The organism is Paenibacillus woosongensis (assembly GCF_009725165.1).
Taxonomy (GTDB): Bacteria; Bacillota; Bacilli; order Paenibacillales; family Paenibacillaceae; genus Fontibacillus; species Fontibacillus woosongensis.
In genome coordinates, this window is record NZ_WNZW01000005.1 from 167880 (window position 1) to 190662 (window position 22783).

Below are 22783 nucleotides of genomic sequence, written 5' to 3' on the forward strand. Positions count from 1 at the left end.
TCTTGCAATATACAGTACTGAATGTTAATATATGTATATCCTAACTACTGTGCATTGAATAGTACTGAGTAAAGCGGTGGTGAGAAGCGATGAATATCCAATTCAAGAAAGGGGTCTTGGAGCTTTGTGTTCTCGTCTTGACGGCTAAGAAGGATCGTTACGGTTATGAGCTTGTGGAGCAGATTTCACAAAGATTCGAAATTGCGGAAGGAACGATTTATCCATTGCTGAGAAGGCTCGCCGCAGAAGGCTTATTTTCAACCTATCTTCATGAATCCATGGAGGGCCCTCCAAGAAAGTACTATAAGATTACGGAACAAGGAAGGGAAGTCATGAATGAGCTGGTATCGGAATGGAGCAAATTTGCTGTAGGAGTACAAGAGATGATTGAGGAGGGCTTGAGGTGAATAAAGAGGCGTATCTAAACGAACTGCTTCAATATTTAAAACAGCTTTCTCCTGCCGAAAGAAAGGATATCCTGGCTGACTACATGGAGCACTTTGAGCAAGCTGAGCTCAGCGGACGAACCGAAGAAGAAGTGATCCTTAAGCTAGGGGAGCCGAAACTGGTCGCCCGCGAGGTGCTGGCCCAGTCCCAAATCCAGAAGGCAGGACAGTCTCCTTCGCTCCCCAACGTGACTAAAGCCGTCCTGGCAACGGTAAGCCTAGGTTTGTTCAATCTAATCATTGTATTTCTGCCGTTCGTTGCTTCGTTACTCGTGCTTGCCGGGTTGTATGGATTTTCCCTCTTCTTAATCATATCTCCCATCCTGCTTATTATTCAGCATCAATCGGTCTCCATTCTCATCCATGATTTCTTCCTTATGCTTGGCCTAGTCGGTGCAGGATTATTACTTATGGTTGGAGCATTAAAGGTGACTAATCTATATTACAAGCTGGTAATCCGGTATTTACGGTATAATTTGAAAGCTATAGGGAGGATATGATTTATTTTGACTAAAAACATGCGAAATATATTAAGACTGGCGATTGTTCTGATTGCTGTTGCGGTAATAGGTAATGTAATGATGTATGTAATGGGTAATTCTCCATTTAACGTAGAGAATTTTGACATTCAAAGATCCGCCAGCACAGAGCAAGTTAAAGAACTGTATATTCGAGCCGATAGTGGAACCGTGAAGATCATTCCGATTGAAGGAAATGAGATCGAAGCGATATTGGAGGGAAGGACGACCAAGAAATGGCTGAAGGACTACCATTTAGTCATGGATAAGGAAAGCGGACGGGTCCAGATTGAAATCGTGCAGGACAGTAGAATGCGCTTTTTTGACCTCTATACCAAGCTTCAGTTAACGGTAGGCATACCTGCGGCCGTGCTGGATCAACTGCAGGTCGTCACGGATACGGCAAGTATTTATATAGAATCGGTCCAGGTGAATGAATATGAGCTGACTAGCGACACAGGCAATATAGAAGTGAACGCAGCCGAGGGTCTTCTGAATGTAAAGTCGGACACCGGAGCAATCGAGATAGCCCTTGAACGAATTAACTACGACATCAAGGCGGTGACGGATACGGGCGACATTACGATACAGACCGCCATTGCGCCTGAAGCGCTTCGCACCAAACTAGAAACAGATTCCGGACAAATCCATGTCACATTACCCCACTACGAAGATGATCATATCGGCGATGGAGGACCACTATTGCATCTTGTCTCCGACACCGGCAACCTCATTATTGAACATAAATAAGCAGCCCTCTCGTTATATGCCTACCTACTAGATATGCAAAATAACCACTCAACATGATCATAACAACTAAAATTGCAGCAACAGATGAACCGGATGGCCAATTGCGCGCTATGAATGTAAAAAAATGAAATTTAAAATATAAAATGTAATTTTCAAGGAGGAATATTTATGATTACGGCCAATGCCAAGAAGGTTGTTATCATCGAGGCGGTTAATTTGTGCAAATCTTATTCTATGGGAACCGAACAGTTTCATGCGGCCAAAGGCGTAAATCTTCAGTTGTATGAGGGGGATTTCACGGTCATTATGGGCAGCTCGGGCTCGGGCAAATCCACGCTGCTGTATCTGCTGAGCGGTCTGGATACGCTAACTTCCGGAGAAGTATATTTTAAGGGCCAGCGAATCGACCAATATTCGGAGAAGGAGATCACGGATTTTCGATCCAACAAAATCGGCTATGTTTATCAGTCGATCAACTTAATCCCGGATTTCACCTTATTGGAAAATGTCGCTTTTCCGGGATATGTGGCCGGTCGCGGTAAGAGTGAAATTAATATACAGGCCATGACCCTGCTGCAAATGATGGGCATTGCTGAACAGGCAGACCGTCTTCCGTCCCAGGTATCCGGCGGACAGCAGCAGCGGGCAGCCATTGCCCGGGCGTTGATCAACTCTCCTGAGATTATTTTTGCCGATGAGCCGACGGGGGCGCTTAGTCAAGAGCAAGGCACAATCATTTTGGATATTTTGACGGATATGAACCAGAAGTCTCAGTCCATAGTTATGGTTACACATGATATTAAGGCTGCCTGCAGAGCGGATCGCCTGATTCTAGTGAAGGATGGAAACATTGACGGGATCCTGGAGCTCGGCAAGTATTCCCCGGATCAATTGAAGGACAGAGAGAACCAAATCTTTATGTTTATGTCAGGAAAGGGGCGGTAACGGATGTATGCGATATGGAAGCTGTGCTGGTCGAATCTAAAAAATAAAAAAGTACAAAACAGCTTTATGGCGATCATCATCATGTTATCTGCCCTGCTTCTCTCCACGGCGATATTGGTCATCAACAACACGAACCGGGTATATGAGAATATGCATGCCAAGGTTCATGGCGCCCATCAAATTCTGCGGCTGGAGAACGGCATCCATGATCCTAATCAGGTTCAGCAGTGGTGGGCCGGACAGCAGGGGGTTACGGCCTCGGAGGTGATGCGATACCGCTATCTGTCCAGCATGTCGCATGCCGGTGAAGAAATTCCTAATGTCGACTTGTTCATGATGGATACGCCGAAAGGCCCTTTTCCCGTCGATAAGCTCTTGTTTGTACAAGGGGGGGAGACACAGGCTCCCAAGCCTGGGACAGCCTGGATTCCGACATCTCTCGCTTATTCCAATGATATACAGGTAGGCGATCCAATCGAATTCAAGACGGATAAGGAAACCTTCCGTCTGCAGGTCGCTGCGGTGGTCGTGGACATCTCCTACTGCTCGCCGTTTGCGACCAGCGGGAGAATATGGATGAATGGCCAGGATTACAATACCCATATGGCCTCGCTGCAAGGCAGCGACATGTATATGACAGGTCTCCGTTTTGATGATTATAGCCAAAACCGTGCTTACTGGGAGAGCTTCGAGAAGTTTTTGGGCACACCTTACTTGGAGTCAGTGAAAGATTTCGAAAGCATTTCCTCCTACTATATGATTGCCAATCAAGTCATCAGCTTTATAATGGTATTCCTGGCGGTCGTCATGATATCCGTTGCTCTATACACGCTTGGATTTACGATTTCCGATGCGATTCTGTCGAGCTACAAGACGATTGGTATTATCAAGTCGGTTGGTTTATCTTCTCGCAAAGTGGTTGCGGCTTATGTGACGCAATACACGCTGCTGGCGTTCGTCTCGGTCATTCCGGGAATTTTGTTAAGTTATATCTTCTCGAACCAAATCGTTAGCAGCTCGATGGCCTATCTCAATACAGGCACAGCGGATATGAATGTTCAATTTTCGGCTATTGCAATCTGGGTGGGTGCAGCGGTGGTCGCGGTCATATTCCTGTCTGCCCTGCTGTTCTCCTATAAAGCTCGCGGTATTGAGCCCGCACAAGCAATTCGTTATGGCATGTCGGAGAAGGACAGCTCCAAACAATCAGGCCGAGGAAGCAATTGGAAGAAGAAGCTGTTGAAGCTGGGTTCCCTTCCAACGGAGATGATCATCGGACTAAGGGGCGTAACGAAAAATATACGGGGTTCTGCATTGATCATTTTGATCACGGCGTTGTCCACTTCAGTGCTCGTTTTTGGATTTTTGTTCGTGTACAGCATTTCCTCCATTCACGGAACTATTGCGAAATGGGGATATGATTCGGCCGACCTATCGGTAAGAATTGACAATCCGGCCAAATTGACCTATGAGCAGCTTCACGAAGAAGTGCTATCAGATCAAAGGGTCAAGAACTATAGCCGATATGGAGACGCCAATGCCGTATTGCCGATCGACAAAGATTTGGCAGCCGAAATGGAGCAGGATACGATGGGGATTTTGCTGACGGTGGCTGAGGGGAACTATGATGAGATTGGTTATGAGAACGTCAAAGGGCGCAATCCGATGAACGGCCAAGAAATTTCAATCGGCGTTAATATTGCTAGAAGCTTGAACGTCGATGTAGGCGATCCGCTCGACATTTACATCGAAGGAGAGAAGCATACGCTTACCGTGACGGGGATCTATCAGGCCATCGCAAACATGTCCTACACGGGACGCATAACAGCTGACGTTGTTCGAAAGATTAACCCCGACTATGGCGCTGTGATGAACACGACTTTTATCAATCTGCAGGATGGCGTCTCTATTGATCAATTCGTAAGCGAATTGCATCATAAATACGGCAGTGCAATCTGGACGGCAAGCCAAGCGACGCTAGTGGATGAGGTGTTCTCCCAAGCGGTTACTATATTGATTTTGCCCATGTCGGTTATGGCCCTGCTGTTCATCGTCATTACGTTCGTTATTATCTACAGCATCTGCCGGATCAACATGAAGAAGGAAAGCCGAACCTATGGCATTTACAAATCGATTGGCATGACCTCCAGGCAAATTCGCATGGCGGTAACTGCTGGAATTCTAGTGGTGTCGGCGATTGGGGCTTTAGTGGGAGTTCCCCTCGGATTAATAGGTCTCCCTCCTCTGCTGAACTTCATTCTGGCTGATTATGGAATAGTTGAGGTGCCATTGATTTTGAATGGGGGAGGGATTGCAGCGATGATTCCCCTGAGTATCGTGGCTGCATGTCTGGGATCTTGGTTCGCCTCCAGATCTGTTCAAACGACATCGCCGCGAATCCTGACGGTTGAATAAATAAATTTTTTTACTAGTCCAAAATTCTTGAAAATAAATGTTTGCAAAAAACGGCTTGCTGGCCTGTCCAGCGGCCTTTTTGCTGTTTCTGAAAAAATACATAATACAACATGTTTAACATGAAACTTACACAACTCTTACATTATTTGGATTGACTTTGAAAAAGAACATAGGTAATGTTATTTTATGGGAAGCAAACTTGATTATCTATTTATGTAATTTCCAAGATTAAATGACATTAAAAGCCTCATCTTTAGAGCTCTTTTTTTCTAAACCCACTTTGAAACATCCACGACTCAACATTAATCGCTATAACATCCTACTCGAAATGCAAGTAACTCTCTACTCACAATTCAACTTTACTCACAAAATTTGGAAAAATGTCAAAAAAACAATACTGAATTGAGGTCTGCTTATGACAAAAACGGCCTTTTTGTTTCCGGGGCAAGGTTCCCAATATGTCGGAATGGGAAAAAAATTGCGGGATCAATTCGCCAGGGCAAGACATCTGTTCGAGGAAGCAAATGATACATTGGGCTTCGATCTTGCCAAGCTGTGTTTCGAAGGAAGTTCTTCTGAACTCATGCAGACGATGAACACGCAGCCGGCTATTATGGCCGTAAGCGTCGCTGCCTTTGAAATCGGCAAGGAAGAACTGGGCTGGGAGCCCTATTTGCTGGCCGGACATAGTCTGGGAGAATATTCAGCCTTAGTGTGCAGCGGCCTCTTGTCGTTTTCGGACGGGCTCCGCATCGTCAGGAAGCGGGGAATGCTGATGCAGGCGGCAGTTGCCTCCAGCCTTGGAGCAATGGCAGCCGTGATTCATGTGCCCAGGGAACCATTGGAAATGTGGTGCCGTCAGGCTTCTACGGCCACGAAACAGGTAGTTGTTGCCTGCTGCAATTCACGGAGCCAGCATGTAATTGCTGGGCACCAGGAGGCAGTCCATACCGTCGTTGAAAGGCTGGAAGCCGTGCCAGGAGCGGTCGTGAAGTATTTGAATGTCAGCGCTCCGTTCCATAGCCCGCTAATGCAATCCGCAGCCGATCAGCTCATCGTTGAACTGAAGCAGTATGAAACCCAGGATGGGCAATGGCCCATTATTTCCAACGTTACTGCCCGGCCTTACCAGCGGCATGAGCTGAATGAGCTTCTTTACCGCCAGATGACACATCCGGTTCGCTGGCTGGAGACAATGGAGTATATGTACCGCAATGGAGTCGACCGGACGGTGGAAATCGGGCCGCGGCAGGTTCTGACTCAGCTTATGAACGACACCTATCCCACCATAGAAACCTACCATTTTGACAATCCACTAGAATTAGAGCACTTACGCTCCGCATTTAACGCAGAGTATAACCGCGCAGCATCTATCGCCAATATTCGGGAAGCTTTTACAGCAGCTGTAATTGCCCGAAGCCGCAATGAGAATAATGGCCAGCATATGTCAGGCGTTATTTTGCCAATCCAGCAAATAAGACAACTCATAGAACAGATTGAACGCGACCGCGGCTTGAATATGGATCAGGCGGTGCACGAGATCAGGGAGCAGCTGCAATTCATCCTAACCACCAAGCAGCTATCACCGGATGAGCAGTCGAGAATCATTAGAAAAATACCGTCTGGGGCCGTAAATTAATCGCTAATACTTTTTTTCTGGGGGGAAGAATGTGTTTACGAAGCAATTTACAACACTTATCGATGTAATTCAGGAGCGGGGCAAATCTGAAAGCAGTGGCATTACCTTTATTGAGGGAGATGAGCAGGAGGTTCGATTGACCTATAGGGAGCTGTATGAGGAAGCTTGCGGCTTTTTAGGTTATCTCCAAGCGCAGGGCGTAGGACAGGGACAGGAAGTTGTGTTTCAAATTGAGGACAACCGGCATTTCGTCATTGCTTTCTGGGCCTGTATTCTTGGGGGGATGATCCCGGTACCCGTCAGTACGGGGAACAATGACGAGCACAAAATTAAGGTGTTCCGAATCTGGGAGGTGCTGCACCGCCCTTACCTCATAACGGAATCAAAAATATTGCTAGATTTAGAGAAATATACAGCAAAAAGCGGGCAAGCCCATTTGTATGACTTGATTCGCAGCAACGTTACACTCGTTGACAATAGCGAGGTATTTATGCGGCAGCATCATCCGCAAATACATAGTGCCAAGGCTGAGGATATTGCGTTTATTCAGTTCTCCTCCGGCTCCACGGGCGATCCGAAAGGAGTCATGCTGACGCACAAAAACCTGGTTTATAACACTAGCGGCATTATCAACGGTTCGAAACTCACCGCAGAGGACTCCTATTTGCAATGGATGCCTTTGACGCACGATATGGGGCTGATCTGCAATCATATGGCTCCGCTGGTGGCTGGGCTGGAGCAGTATATTATGCCTACGTCCTTATTTATTCGCCAGCCTGTCTTGTGGATCAAAAAGGCTAGCGAGCATCGCGTCAGTGTCATTTCGTCGCCGAACTTTGGCTATAAATATTTCCTGCAGTTTTTCAAAACGGAGAAGGCCAGCGGCTGGGATTTATCGCGAATTCGCATTATTTATAACGGGGCAGAGCCGATTTCGACCGACTTATGCCACGCCTTCTTGGATACACTCGCGCCGTATGGATTGAAGCGAACTGCAATGTGCACGGTTTATGGGCTGGCTGAAGCCTCTGTGGGGGTGGCTATTCCTCAGGTAGAAGACGAATTTGTCACCCTTTACGTGGATCGCGAGCAGCTAAGAATCGGCAGTAAGATCGTTGAAGTGGACAAGGACTTTGCTGGAGGGGTGTCCTTCGTCGTGGTTGGCTATCCCCTTGATTACTGCCAGTTCCGGATTTGCGATGAGGCAGATCAGGAACTAGGCGATGGTATCGTTGGCCATATACATATTCATGGGCACAACGTGACCCAGGGGTATTACAACAACCCTGAGGCGACGCGGAATATATTGACGGATGATGGCTGGGTGCGGACAGGAGACCTAGGGTTTCTGAGAAATGGCCAATTGGTCATCACAGGGCGGGCGAAGGACATTATTTTCGTGAACGGGCAGAATGTATATCCCCATGACGTGGAGCGGATCGCTGAGGAAGTAGAGGGGGTAGAGCTCGGCAGGGTGGCTGCATGCGGGGTCTACAATGCGGAGCTGAAGAAAGAAGAGATCGTTCTATTTGTCGTATCCAAGAAAAAAGTAGAGAAGTTCTACCCGATTATGCTGGAGCTAAAGCGGTTGTTGAATCAGCGGGGCGGTTGGGAAATCGCCGACATCGTCCCTATTAAGCGGATGCCCAAAACAACCAGCGGCAAGGTGCAGCGTTACAAGCTGGCCCAGCAATATAGAGACGGCGAATACGCCGAGGTAAGGCAGGAATTAAGGGAAGCAGCCCGCACTATTGAAGCGGCAAAACTGGAGATGGCAGAAAAGACGGAAAAGCTGGAGAAAAAAAAGGGAACGGAAAACCCGGGGAATCCGGAGAATCTGAACAAGCAGGATGAGCCGCGGCCGGCGTCTCAAGCTGCGCCTGATAATATGCCGTTTACGCAAAGCGAGATCGAGCGACAAATTCAGCAGATTTGCCGGGAAGTGATGGAGAAGGACGGAATCAGCATTCGGGACAGTTATTTCGATATGGGAGCCAGCTCTCTTCATTTAGTGCAAATTGCCGACCGGATCGAGAAGCAGTTTTCAATTCAGCTGGAGGTTGCCGACTTATTCGCATATCCCTCGATTGTTGAACTCGCCAGGTTTATTAAAGCGGAAGTGAATGTGCAGCGCATTAGAGATGAGGAAGAAGGCGAAGCGGCGCAACGCGGGGAAGACATTGCCGTTAGCGGGAAAGACATTGCCATTATCGGAATGTCTGTGCATCTGCCGGGGGCTGCGACCCTTGAGGACTATTGGAGCAATTTGGCTGCGGGTCGAGATCATATCGGAGAGTACCAGGCGAATAGACAGGAGGATGCTAAGGATTATTTGTCGGTGATCGGCTGGAATAAGAGCGAATCTGATTTTCGGGTCGGCGGCTATTTGGAGGAGATTGACAAGTTTGACTATGCCTTCTTTAAGCTGACTCCGAATGAGGCCAAGCTCATGGATCCAAACCAGCGGCTATTTACACAGCAGGCGTGGCATACGCTGGAGGATGCGGGGTACGCGGGGAATAAGCTGCGCGGCCGCAGAGTAGGGGTGTATGCCGGGTTTTCCAAGGTAGGCTATGATTATGAGCGTTTGATTTCCAAGCATGAACCGGAGCGAATTTCGAATTATGTCGTTGGGAATTTGCCGTCAGTTCTAGCGAGCCGGATCGCATACTTTCTTGATTTGAAAGGGCCGGCAGTCACGGTCGATACAGCCTGCTCCTCCTCCTTGGTCGCCGTACATATGGCATGCCAAGCCATACGAAGCGGCGAATGCGAAATGGCACTCGCCGGTGGTATTAGAACATCGCTGCTGCCGTTGTCACTTGGGCTCGATATGGAATCCGCGGATGGATATACCCGCGCCTTTGACGCGGCTTCCGATGGAACAGGAGTCAGCGAAGGTGTAGCTTCGGTGCTGTTAAAGCCGCTGAACCAGGCGATTCAGGACGGAGATCATGTCTACGCAGTTATCAAGGGCAGTGCGGTGAATCAGGATGGCACGACGGTAGGCATTACCGCTCCAAACCCGGTCTCGCAGACGGAGGTCATTCAAGCTGCCTGGAAGGATGCCGGACTCGATCCTAATACGCTCGCTTTTATTGAAGCGCATGGAACAGGGACGAAGCTTGGCGATCCTGTCGAATTTTCCGCTTTGGAGAAAGCGTTCGCCAGCTATACGGATAAGAAGCAATATTGTGCGCTCGGATCGGTAAAGGCGAACATCGGACATACCTTTGAGGCGTCCGGTATTGCCAGCCTGATTAAATCGGCCTTGATGCTGAAGCATCGGCAAAACCCGCCACTGGTTCACTTTCGTCAGCCGAACAACAACATTAAATTGGAGCAATCCCCTTTTTATATCAATACGGAGCTTGCAGCTTTTGATGATACCCAGCGGCCGCTGCGCTGCGGCGTTAGCTCTTTCGGCTTCAGTGGTACGAATTGTCACGTTGTCATGGAAGAGTATGTGGATCCGCTGCCGCAGACAACGGCTCGCGATAATGAGCAATCTTACATTTTTGCGGTGTCAGCCAAGAATGAAGCCTCGCTTCAGGAGCTGGTTGACAGGTATGTTAACCACTTAGCCATGGCACCGCATCAGAACATCGCGGATATTTGCTATACGGCCGCAGTAGGGCGGGCTCATTTGGAGCATCGCATTGCCTTTGTATGCGCAACGCGGGAAGAACTGTCCCGCAAGCTGGAGAATATCGCCGCAGACGGCATGCAGAGCGGAATATTCAGGGGCGTATACCGTATCGTTCCGGAGGCGGGCCAGCAGCGCGTACTGGGTGAGATCACGGAGGACGAACTGAGTGCGATCAGCGAGGAAGCGGCTGAGAAGGTGCAGGCTGCTGCTGCCGGACTCGCAGACCAGGAAGGCTTGGAGCGCATTTGTGAGCTGTATGTTCAGGGTGCCCATGTGAATTGGGACGAGCTGTACCAGCAGCAATCCGTCCGCAGAGTACCTTTGCCGCTATATCCTTTTGAACGGAAACGCTGCTGGATAGAAATTGAACGTATCCATAATCAAGAACTGGAGGGGAATTCGATGTCTAATCCAGGCGAAATGCTGGTGAGGGCTGTTGAAGCCTCTGATCTGTCGGCCGAGGTACAGCATACGGTTACGCAAATGGTAAGCGAGGCTTCGGGTTTGGACGCAGCTGAAATTGACGAGCATGCCCACTTCCTAGAGATGGGGCTGGATTCAATCATGCTTGTGCGAATCCGTAAGGAGATCGAAGAAATTTATGGCCTTGATATTGTGATAGAGCGCTTTTTTGACTCGATTACGAATGTGCATAGCTTGACTCAATATATTCTTGCAAATGCCGATGTCCGCCAGCCGGCAGCTGTAATGGGAGCAGCTGAGGCCAAGAGCCGTGAGGAGGCGCCGCAGCAGCATTCAGCGCTGCAAGGGACCGAGGAGCAGCACCAGCAAGCAGCGGCAACGGCAGCTGTAGATATGGAGAAGATGGGATCTCCTGAGGTGGGGGAATTCATATCTCCGCTTGCCGGCAGCTCGGCGATGGAACGGATTATGGCCCGCCAGATCGAGCTGATGAGCCTTCAGCAGCAAAGCGTATCCGATATTCTTGGCCGGCAGCTTGATTTGCTAAGCGGCCGAGCCGCGCAGAACAGCCTGATTCAGCAAGGTTTGCAGGAACCATACCCGGAGCAGGGATTCAGAAACGGGCCGACTTATGGAAGCCATGCGGCTGGAATATCTACCGCGTATGGGACGCAGGATGCTGGCGAGAGTGTTCATGCTACAGCAGGCGTTCAAGCAGCGGCAAGCGTACAAGCTGCCGTGCAGCCCGCTCCAGGAATGCAAACCTCCCAGGCGGCCCAAGCGGTTAAAGTGAATAAGACTTCCCAGGACGAGCCGAAGCCGTTCATTCCATATCAGCCGATGATCATCGGCGAAGACGGTAATTTTACCGCGCAGCAGCAGGCATATTTAGACCGTTTTTTTACCGAGTACATGAGCCGTACCCAGGGCTCCAAAGCTTATACCCAGCAGACTCGTTATGTACATGCCAATAATCGCAACGTTTCGGGGTTCCGCTCATACTGGAAGGAAGCGATTTATCCGATTGTAGCAGAGCGATCCTCCGGGTCGAAGATGTGGGATGTGGACGGCAATGAATATATCGACTTGACGATGGGATTCGGTGTTAATCTATTGGGCCATAACCCCGATTTCATCGTAGAGGAAATGAAAGCCCAGTCGTCCTCATCGCTGCCGCCTTTAGGCCCGATGTCCGATCTGGCCGGCGAAGTGGCAGAACGCATTAGCCGGATCACGGGGGTTGAACGGGTAGCCTTCTATAATTCGGGTACGGAAGCCGTTATGGTAGCCTTGCGTACGGCGAGGGCAGCTACGGGGCGTTCGAAGGTCGTGATTTTCTCCGGTTCATATCACGGCACTTTTGATGGAGTATTAGGAGTAGCTAACCCAGAGTCTGATGAGGCATCCGCGCTTCCCATGGCGCCTGGCATTCAAGAGAATTACGTTCGCGACGCCTTAATGCTGAATTACAATAAGCCAGAATCCTTGGAGATTATCCGCAAGCATGCCCATGAACTAGCCGCGGTAATCGTAGAGCCAGTGCAGAGCCGCAGGCCGGATTTGCAGCCGCGCAAGTTTTTGCAGCAGCTCAGGGGAATTACCTCTCAATCAGGCACCGCGCTTATTTTTGACGAAGTAATCACTGGTTTTCGTATCGGTCTAGGCGGAGCTCAGGCTTGGTTTGGCGTACAGGCGGATCTGGTCGTTTACGGCAAGGTGGTGGGAGGCGGCCTGCCGATCGGCATCGTTGCAGGCAAAGAGCAGTTTATGGATCCGATTGACGGCGGGAAGTGGAATTTCGGCGATGCGTCCTATCCGACGAAGGCTGCACACAAGACGTTTGTTGGCGGCACCTTCTGCACGCATCCGCTGACGATGCGGGTAGCTCTGAAGACGATTGATTATCTGGAATCACAAGGTCCAGCACTATACGAGGAGCTGAATCGCAATACGGATTATTTGATACGGGAGCTGAACTCCTTTTTCAAAGAAAGAAGCATTCCAATCTATATGGTCAATTACGGCTCGCTGTTCCGTTTCGTATCCTTTGGCGACATCGAATTGTTCTTCTATCATTTGAACCACAAAGGGCTGTATGTCTGGGAAGGCCGCAATTGTTTCCTGTCTACAGCACATACCCTGGAGGACATAGACACGATCATTCGTATTGTCAAAGAGAGCGTCGGCGATTTGCAGCGCGGCGGGTTCCTGCCGGGCACGCCGCAGCCACCGGACGATAACGGCGGGAAGAGGACGGCAAGCTTGTCCAACGAGCAGAAGCAGCTGTGGATTTCCTCCGTCTCTGGCGGACCGGCTTCTGCATCATTAAACGAATCCGTTCTGCTCAAAATGGAAGGGGCGCTGGACGTACAGGCATTGCGGCAAGCGGTAAGCCTATTGATGCGGCGGCATGAGGCTTTACGGACAGTTATTGATCCCAGCGGCGAGTTTCAAACGATTTTGCCGGAGCTTCCCGCTCCGGTCGCCGTGGAGGATCTTCGCTCTCACACGCAGGGTGAGAGCGAGGCTAAGCTGGATGCCTGGCTGGCCATGGATGCTTCCAGAGCATTTGATCTGCGTGAAGAGCAGCCATTGTTTCGTATAACGGTGCTCCATATGGCCGATGATGCGTATATTCTGGCGCTTGCCTTCCATCATATCGTCGTGGACGGCTGGTCGATCGCAGTATTTGTAGGGGAGCTGGAGGAAGTGTACTCGGCGATTTGCGGGAAGCGCACCCCCGAGCTGCCGCAGCCGGTTCCGTTTCGTCAATATTTGCAATGGCAGGAGCGGCTGCAGCATGAGCCCGAGGCTGATGAGGCCGCGGCATTCTGGTCGGAGCGCTTCTCCGAGCCTATCGCGGCCCTGCAGCTGCCTTCGCCGGATGGGCATATGGCGAGAAAGACGTTCGGCGGGGGCAGGCAGACATTGAAACTGGATCGTGCGCTCACGAAGGAATTGCGAGCCTTAAGCATAAGGAGCAAGAACAGCCTGTTCATTACAATGCTCGCTGCCTATGGCCTGTTCCTGCATCGGCTTGCCGGACAGCGGCAAATTGTCGTTGGCATTCCTACGGCCGGGCAGTCCCATATGGGCGAGACCCATCTCATCGGAAATTGCGTGAACATGCTTCCGGTATATACAGAAATTCATGGCAGCGCCTCGGTGGAGGATTATCTTTCTGCTGTGAAAACGGCGATGCAGCAATTGGACCGGTACCAGAGCTATTCCCTGGCGAGCCTGGCCGAGCAGATGCCCGGAGCGGTTGTGCCGACTATGAACATTCTGTTCAATATGGATCGGCCTGTCCGGAAGTTGAATTTCAGCGGGTTGGATACGGAGCTTATTCCGTACCCTGTTCGGCATCTGCATTATGATTTATTCCTGAACATCACGGAGGTCCATCAGGAGCTGTGGCTTGATTTTGATTACAGCACGGATTTGATCGACCCGGAGGTTATACAGCTCTGGGCGGAAGGATATCGCCAATTATTGCTCTCCATCGTTCAGGACTCCTCGGTGAAGGTATCCCGGCTTTCGCTCCTTACAGATGAGCAGGCTCGTTTCTTGGCAAAGCTCGAAAATAGCCACGGAGGGAAATGTATTCTGGATAGTTACGGGGAGCCAGCCCCCCTTGGCGTAACAGGTGAACTGCACATACTGGACTTCGAGACGGGCGGCATGACCCCTACGGGACAGCTGGCGATGTTCGTGCCGTTCGGGGAATTGAAAATTTGCGGGGAGGCAGCTCGCATTGCCGAAAATCGGGGATACCGCATTAATCTAGTGCAGCTGGAGGAAGCGCTGCTGGAGCTGCCGAGCCTAAGGCATGCCCAAGCCGTTGTCCGGATGGTTGCCGGGCATCATGCCCCGGAGCTCGCAGCTTATATTGCTGCGCCAGCCAAGACGATCGATGAGCCGCTGGTCCGAGCTGAGATGGCAGAACGCCTGCCGGATTATGCGCTGCCAACTCATGTTATTGTACTGGAGTCGTTTACGCTGCTGGAGGACGGATCGATCGACGAGAGCTCCCTCCCGGCACCGGACATGACGCGGCAGGGGCAGGAGCCTTTAAATGAAACGGAGGCTGGGCTTGTTCGTCTCTGGCGCGAACTGCTGGGAGCAGCGAATATCGGCGTGCATGACCACTTCACCTCTCTAGGAGGCAACTCGCTGAAAGCGACGGTGATGCTGTCGCGAATCTACAAGGAATTCGGCATTCAAATTCCAATCGGGCAGTGGTTTCAATACCCGACGATCCGCAAGCTAGCCGGACTTATTGATGGCGGGGCGGCAGAATCATTCCAGCCGATTCCGGTGCAAGAGCCGCGGGATACTTACGAAATCTCGGCGGCGCAGAAGCGCATTTATATTCTGGAGCAGTTGGACTCAGGTACGCTGGTCCACAATATCCCTGGACAAATTACGCTTCGGGGCATGCTTGATGCCGAGCGGCTGGTCGCAGCTCTTAGACATATCGTCAGCAGACATCAGGTGTTCAGAACGACATTTGAAATCGATGGGCATGAAATCGTGCAGCGCATAGGCGAAGCCGCCGTGTTGAACGTACCGTACATCGGGCTGTCTCGTCCGGAGGAAGCGGAACAGAGGTTCCAGCACTTTGTGCAGCCGTTCGATCTGACCCAAGCGCCGCTATTCCGGGCTGAGCTTGTGAAGCTGTCTGCAGCTGAGCACATTCTGTTTATCGATATGCATCATCTGATTTCCGACGGATATTCCATGGCTGTGTTTATGAGGGAGCTTGTGGAGTTGTACGAGGGGCATGTGCTGCCCGAGTTGAAAATACAGTATACCGACTTTTCCGTCTGGCAGAATCAGACGGTGAATGATCTCACAATAAGTGAGCAGGAAACATACTGGCTGCACCAATTTGAAGGAGATTTGCCTGTTCTGAATTTACCGGCCGATTATCCGAGACCCGGCCAGCTAAGCATGGAAGGACAGCGGCTGACTGCCCGCCTGGACAAGCAGTTGACAAAGCGGCTCCGCCGGTTGGCAAGCGAGACCGATGCGACCTTATTCATGGTTATGCTGTCCGCCTATAAAATTTTGCTTCATAAATATACCGGGCAGGACGATCTGGTGGTCGGTACGCCGGTATCGGGACGCAGTCATCCCGATATTGAGCCGCTGATTGGCGTGTTTATCAATACGGTCGCTATTCGCAGCTATCCTGCCAAGGATAAGGCGTACCGTGAGTATTTGGAGGAAGTACGGCGCAGCAGCATCGCAGCATTCGACCATCAGGATTACCCGTTCGAGATGCTTGTCGACCGGCTGAATATTCAGCGGGATCTCAGCCGCAATCCGTTGTTCGATACGATGTTTATTTTGCAGAACATGGATATGGAGACGGCATCCGGAGCTGGCGTTACTTTCAGCCCGGAGGAGCGTAATCCCGGAGTGTCGCCGTATGATTTGACTTTGAGCGCAGAAGACTGGAGCGAGGAATCCATTGCGGTCAATCTCGATTACAGCACGAAGCTGTTTAAACGGGACAAAGCCGAGCGGATGCTGGACCACTATATAAATATTTTGAATATCATCGCAGAGAACACAGATGTCCGTTTGTCCCAGATTGATCTGTTAGCTGCAGAGGAACGGCAGCGGCTGATCGTTGAATTCAATGCAACAGATTTGCGCTATGACAAGCAACTGACGATTGACGAGCTGTTCCAGCGTCAGGCCGAGCGTACCCCGGAGGACATTGCCGCGATATGGGATAACAGATCCTACACCTATAAAGAACTCGACGTGAAATCCGGCCGGCTCGCAGCCGCTCTCCGCAAGAAGGGGGTATTGCCAGGGACGATTGCCGGCGTGATGGTCACTCGTTCGATTGATATGATCATCGCTTTGTTAGGGGTATTGAAGGCGGGAGCGGCCTACCTGCCGATTGATCCCGATTATCCGGCGAAGCGCATTGAATATATGCTGACAGACAGCGGCGCGCAAATTTTGCTGACCGAGGCGAATTTGGCGAACCACGTCAACTCTGATGCGGCGACAATTTTCATCCATGATGAGAATCTCTACCTGGAGGAGAATGACGAGCGGGAACTTCGCAGCCATACAGCCGCTCATAATGCCTATGTCATTTACACATCCGGCTCTACCGGCAATCCCAAGGGCGTCATGATTACGCATCAAGCCGTCCACAATTTCATTGAAGCGATGGCTCAAGCCATAGATTTTACCCCTGGAAAAAGCATACTGGGTCTAACGACGATTTCCTTTGATATTTTTGTTCTGGAAACATGGGTGCCTTTAACGAAAGGGCTAACGATTGTCATTGCGAACGAAAACGAGCAGCTTGACCCTAAAGCTCTGCACGAGCTTATTACGGCCCACAACGTACAAATGCTGCAAATTACTCCGTCCCGTTTGAAAATGCTGATGTCCGGCGATCCGGAAATGACCTTTTTGGAAAAAGTGACCGACATCATGCTCGGCGGGGAGCCCTTGCCGATTCATCTATTGCATCAGCTGCAAGGTTTTGCCCATTTACGGATCTACAATATGTACGGCCCGACGGAGACGACGGTCTGGTCCTGTGTAAGCGATCTGACGCGCCGCCACAACGTGGACATCGGCCGGCCCATTGCCAACACACAGGTTTATATCGTGGATGCGGATGACATGCTTGTCCCGATCGGAGTGCCTGGGGAGTTGTGCATTGCGGGGGACGGCTTGGCCGCGGGCTATTGGCAGCGGGAGGATTTGACGGAACAGAAATTCATCGGCAATCCGCATGTTCCAGGCCACAAAATGTACCGCACGGGCGATTTGGCGAAATGGAGAGAGGACGGCTGTCTTGAATATATCGGCAGAACCGATTTCCAGGTCAAAATTCGCGGATACCGGATTGAACTCGAGGAAATCGAGAAGACGATGATTTCACAATTGCCGGTGGCGGAAGCCGTTGTCGTAGCCAAGGAGGATGAAGGCGGAAACTATTATTTATGCGCTTATTTCGTGCCGCAGGATAGCGGGCCAGAGCTTGGAGCTATTCGGGAGAAGTTGCTTAACACGCTGCCCGAATATATGGTGCCGTCCTATTTTATTGCACTGGAGCAAATGCCCCTAACGCCCAATGGCAAAATTGATAAGAAAGCCCTGCCTAATCCGGAAACCAGCCATTCTGCAATGGCTTCCTATGTACCGCCGAGCAGCGAGGCAGAAGAACGACTGGTTCATATATGGGAAGAGGAACTCGGCCTGGAGCAAATCGGCGTCTATGACAACTTTTTTGAACGGGGAGGCCATTCCTTAAAGGCGACGATTTTAATTTCGAGGATAAATAAAGAATTCGGCGTGGACATCCCTGTACGGGGCATTTTTCAATACCCTACGATTCAGGGCTTAGCGGGGCTTATTCAGGAATCGGCTCATAAGTCATTCTATGAGATTCCTGTCATAGAGCCGGAGAACTGTTATGCCGTATCGGCAGCACAGAGACGCTTGTTTATTCTGGATCAGATGAACGGGCCGAATACGTCGTATAACATGACAGCTGCCTTTGAAATTGAAGGGGAACTGGACATGGAGAAACTGGAGGCTGCTTTCCAAGCTATGATACTGCGGCACGAGGCTTTCCGTACTTCCTTTGAAATCGCAGCGGGGGAGCCGGTACAGGTCATCCATCCGGAAGCCGAGTTCAAGCTTGAACAGTACGGGAAGGTAAGTGATGCCGAATTGGAGCTGCTGGCCGCGCAATTTGTCCTCCCCTTTGATTTAAGCAGGGCTCCTTTATTCCGGGCAGGCCTCGCTCAAAGGGATGAGAGCAGTCATGTACTGATGATCGACATGCATCACATTATTTCCGACGGCACGTCTGTCGGCGTATTTATGGAAGAATTTAATGCGTTATACAGCGGAGCAGAACTTCCGAAGCTGCGCATTCAGTATAAGGATTATGCCGCCTGGCATAACGGTCAGCTGGCGAAGGGGGCGTACGACAGCCATCAGCAATATTGGCTCGAACAGTTTGCGGGAGAGCTGCCGGTGCTGGACCTGCCAACCGATTTTCCGCGGCCGCAGCAGCACAGCTATGAGGGAGCCAAGCTGGAGCATGCCATCGGCCGGGAACTGACGGCCCAATTACAGCAATTGGCCATGGAGACAGGAACGACACTGTACATGATACTGCTGGCGGGCTACAGTATTCTGCTGTCGAAATATGCGGGACAGGAGGATGTCATTGTTGGCTCTGCAATAGCAGGCCGGGATCATGCTGATGTACAGCAGGTGATGGGAATCTTCGTCAATACGCTGGCTATGCGGAGCAAGCCGGAGGGGCAGAAGAGCTTCCGGTCCTACCTGGAGGAAGTGAAGGACATCTGCCTGAACGCGTATGAGCACCAGCAGTATCCATTTGAGAGCCTGGTGGAGGCGTTGGCGATTCCGCGGGATTTAAGCCGCAGCCCGCTGTTTGACGTCATGCTGACGATGCAGAATGCAAGCGAGGATGATTTTCAAATGGAGGGCTTGACGGTCAGGCCGTATCTGCTCGAGCATCATTCGACCAAATTTGATATTTCGCTGCTTGCGGCAGCGACAGACGATGAAATCATTCTGGAGTTCGTTTACTGCACAGCGCTGTTTACGGATGACACGATGCAGCGTTTTGCCCGGCACCTTGTTCATATTCTGCAAACGGGCGTGGAGCAGCCGGAGCTGGAACTGGCGAAGCTATCTCTTCTAACCGCTGATGAGAAGCTGGAGCAGTTGATTAGCCGAGGAAGTGCAAATGCCGAGGAGCAGCCTGAATTCCGCACCATTGTTGAATGGTTCGAAGCTCAGGCGGAGCGCACGCCGGATCAAACCGCTCTCGTCTTCGGTAGTGAAAGATGGAGCTACTCCGACCTGAATGCCAGAGCTAACCGGTTGGCGAGAATGATGCTGGAGAGCGGCTTTGCGGCTAGCGGCGGCATTGCTGGAATTGTCATGGAGAATCGGCCGGAGACCATTGCAGCCCTGATGGCCGTGCTAAAGGCGGGAGGAGCTTATCTGCCGATCGATCCCGAATTCCCGGCTGGCCGGGTGGATTATATGTTAACCAACAGCGGCGCTCAGTATTTGCTAACTTATGCCGGCCACTTGCATGGAACGGAGAGCGTGACCGAGGTGTTTTTACTGGATCATCTTAAAACGTACGAAGGACAGGGGCATAACTTAAATATCCAAGTAAGCGGGCACGACCTGGCTTATGTCATTTATACCTCTGGCACGACCGGAAGGCCCAAAGGCGTAATGCTTGAACATCGTAATCTTGCGAACTATGTGCACTGGTTTACGACATCTCAGCGGATTGAGGGAAGCGACAGGACGATGCTGCTCTCCTCGGCCAGCTTTGACCTGTGCTATACCGCGCTATATCCAGCGCTGGTCAGCGGCTGCGAGCTGCATTTGCTCGACCGCCATGATTATGCCGATCCTGAATATGTGCTGGACTATATTGCGGCGAACGGCATCACCTTCATCAAGGCAACGCCGTCCTTATTCCATATCATGGTCAGCCATGAACGTTTCAAGACGAGAGCGCTGCTCAGTTCATTGAAGCTGATCGTGCTTGGCGGAGAAAAAATGAAGGTGCAGGACATCGAGCGATACTATGAGCGGTATCCGGATGTCAGGTTCGTGAATCATTATGGTCCTACGGAAGCGACCATCGGTTGTATCGCCCACCCTATGAAGCTTGCTGACTTCCAGGCATTCTGCAAGCAGCCGGTCATCGGGAGGCCGATCTTTAACGCCGAGGCTTATATTATCGATGCGTATGGCAATTTGCTGCCAGACGGGGTTCCGGGAGAGCTTGCTATTGCGGGCAGCGGCCTGGGGCGCGGCTATTTGAATGACCCGGAGCTGACAGCGCAGAAGTTCGTTCCTCATCCGCTAGATGATGAACAGAGGCTGTATAAGACAGGAGACCGGGCCAGAAGATTGCCAGACGGTGATATTGAGTTCATCGGCAGAATGGATCATCAGCTCAAGATCAGAGGCTATCGGGTGGAGCTGGCTGAGATTGAAGCACAGCTCATGGAGCATTCCGAGGTGCAGGAAGTGGCGCTTACCGTGAAGGAGAGCGTTGAGGATACGAAATATTTATGCGCCTATATTGTGACGCAGCAAGGGTTGACCGCATCCGATATGCGAGGTCATTTGGCTCATCGGCTGCCTTCTTATATGCTCCCTGCAGTCTATGTATTCCTTGATCAAATGCCTTTGAATGAGAACGGCAAGCTGGACTATAAAGCGCTGCCTGAGCCGCTTATCGATATTGAGCCGGCAGAAGCGTATTCGGCTCCGGCGAATGAGACCGAGGCAGCAATGGTACGGGTGTGGGAGGAAATTCTGGGTGTCAAAGGCATTGGGACGGATCATCATTTCTTTGAATGCGGCGGAGATTCGATTAAGGCGCTTCAGGTATCATCCCGGCTCATGACGCAGGGCCTGAAGATGGAAATGAGGGATCTGTTCAAATATCCGACGATTCGCGAGCTGAGCAGGTATGTACAAACTTCCGCCCGCAAAATCAGCCAAGAGCCGGTTATAGGGGAAGTGGGGCTTACTCCGATTCAGAGCCGTCTGTTCGAACAGAAATGGGAGCACGTCCACCATTACAACCACTCAGTCATGCTGTACAGGCGGGAAGGGTTTGAGGCGGAGCTGGTTGCAGAGGCCTTCGATCGCATGGCAGAGCATCATGATGCGCTCCGCATGAGCTTCAGCTTGGGAGATCGCGGAGTCGTCCAGTTCAATCAAGGCATTGAAGGGCAAGCCTTCCATCGATTAAATGTCTTCGATGTGACGGCAAGCAGCGATCCTCGTGCGGAGATCGAGCGGCAATCGGCCAAGCTGCAGGCAGAGCTGGATATTGAGACGGGGCCGCTGATTCAACTGGCCGTCTATCATACCGCACTGGGCGATTATTTGCTGATCATTATTCACCATCTGGTCGTTGACGGTGTATCCTGGCGTTTTATTCTGGAGGATTTCGCAACCGTATATGGACAATTGCTGAATCAGTCAGCGGTTATGCTCCCAGAGAAGACTCACTCCTTCCAGGAGTGGTCACAGGGTCTGTCGCAATATGCCTTCAGCAAAGGACTGTTGAAGGAAGCGAAATATTGGGAAATCGTCGAACAGGCTTCAACGGTTGAACTGCCTGTCGATCATAAGATCAACTTCAATCAGGCTGGGGATCATGCCACGGTGAAGCTGGCGCTAGATGCCGAGCTAACCCGAAGCCTGTTAACGGATGTCCACCATGCTTACAGCACGGAAATCAATGATATTCTGCTAGCGGCCTTAAGCTGTACGCTCCAAGAATGGGCAGGCGCTGCCTCTGTGCTGATTCAGCTGGAGGGACATGGCCGGGAAGCCATTGTGAAAGGGCTGGATATATCCAGAACCGTGGGGTGGTTTACATCGATTTTCCCATTCGTGCTTGGCGCGGAAGGAACGAGTGATCTGGACGAGGTCATTAAACAAACCAAGGATGCTTTACGGCGGGTTCCAGGCAAAGGGCTCGGCTACGAAATACTTAAATATTTAACGGCGAGCAATCCGGACATGGAGCTCCCGCTGCATTTTCAGCTTAAGCCGGAAATTGTGTTCAACTATTTAGGGCAATTTGGCGCTGCCGGGGCTCAGACCGAGCTGTTTGAGCTAAGCGATATCTCTGCAGGGCCCGAAGTGGGGGCGAATATCGTGAGAGATCATAAGCTTGAACTGAATGGAATGGTGGTCGGAGATCAATTCACTATGGATATTCACTACAACAAATACCAGTACCGTCCGGAAACGATACAAGGGCTGGCCAATCGTTATCAAGAGCACCTGGCCCAGATCATCCGGCATTGCTGCACCAAGCAAGTCAAGGAAATCACGCCTACGGACTACCAATACAACAAGCTGTCGCAAAAACAATTGGATGCGATATCCCAGCGGCTGAAGAAGAAGCTATAGTACGGCC

General features: G+C 50.9%; 7 protein-coding genes. All 7 read left to right on the forward strand.

The window, feature by feature from the left end; all coding sequences use genetic code 11:
• Positions 1 to 89: 89 nt before the first annotated feature.
• Positions 90 to 407, forward strand: coding sequence for a PadR family transcriptional regulator (locus GNP95_RS14970; protein WP_155611670.1), 318 nt, complete (start codon positions 90 to 92; stop codon positions 405 to 407).
• Positions 404 to 946, forward strand: a complete 543-nt coding sequence (locus GNP95_RS14975; RefSeq protein ID WP_155611671.1) for an HAAS signaling domain-containing protein — start codon at positions 404 to 406, stop codon at positions 944 to 946. The genes GNP95_RS14970 and GNP95_RS14975 overlap by 4 nt, the downstream gene beginning before the upstream one ends.
• Positions 947 to 952: 6 nt before the next feature.
• Positions 953 to 1714, forward strand: coding sequence for a DUF4097 family beta strand repeat-containing protein (locus GNP95_RS14980; RefSeq protein WP_155611672.1), 762 nt, complete (start codon positions 953 to 955; stop codon positions 1712 to 1714).
• A gap of 168 nt (positions 1715 to 1882) precedes the next feature.
• Complete coding sequence (locus GNP95_RS14985; RefSeq protein WP_155611673.1) at positions 1883 to 2659, forward strand: ABC transporter ATP-binding protein; 777 nt, start codon at positions 1883 to 1885, stop codon at positions 2657 to 2659.
• Between the two features lie 3 nt (positions 2660 to 2662).
• Complete coding sequence (locus tag GNP95_RS14990; protein ID WP_155611674.1) at positions 2663 to 5074, forward strand: ABC transporter permease; 2412 nt, start codon at positions 2663 to 2665, stop codon at positions 5072 to 5074.
• 415 nt (positions 5075 to 5489) lie between these two features.
• Entirely contained in the window at positions 5490 to 6713 is a 1224-nt protein-coding gene (fabD, locus tag GNP95_RS14995; RefSeq protein ID WP_155611675.1) for an ACP S-malonyltransferase, read from the forward strand.
• Positions 6714 to 6744: 31 nt separating this feature from the next.
• Entirely contained in the window at positions 6745 to 22776 is a 16032-nt protein-coding gene (locus GNP95_RS15000; RefSeq protein ID WP_155611676.1) for a non-ribosomal peptide synthetase, read from the forward strand.
• Positions 22777 to 22783: the final 7 nt, after the last annotated feature.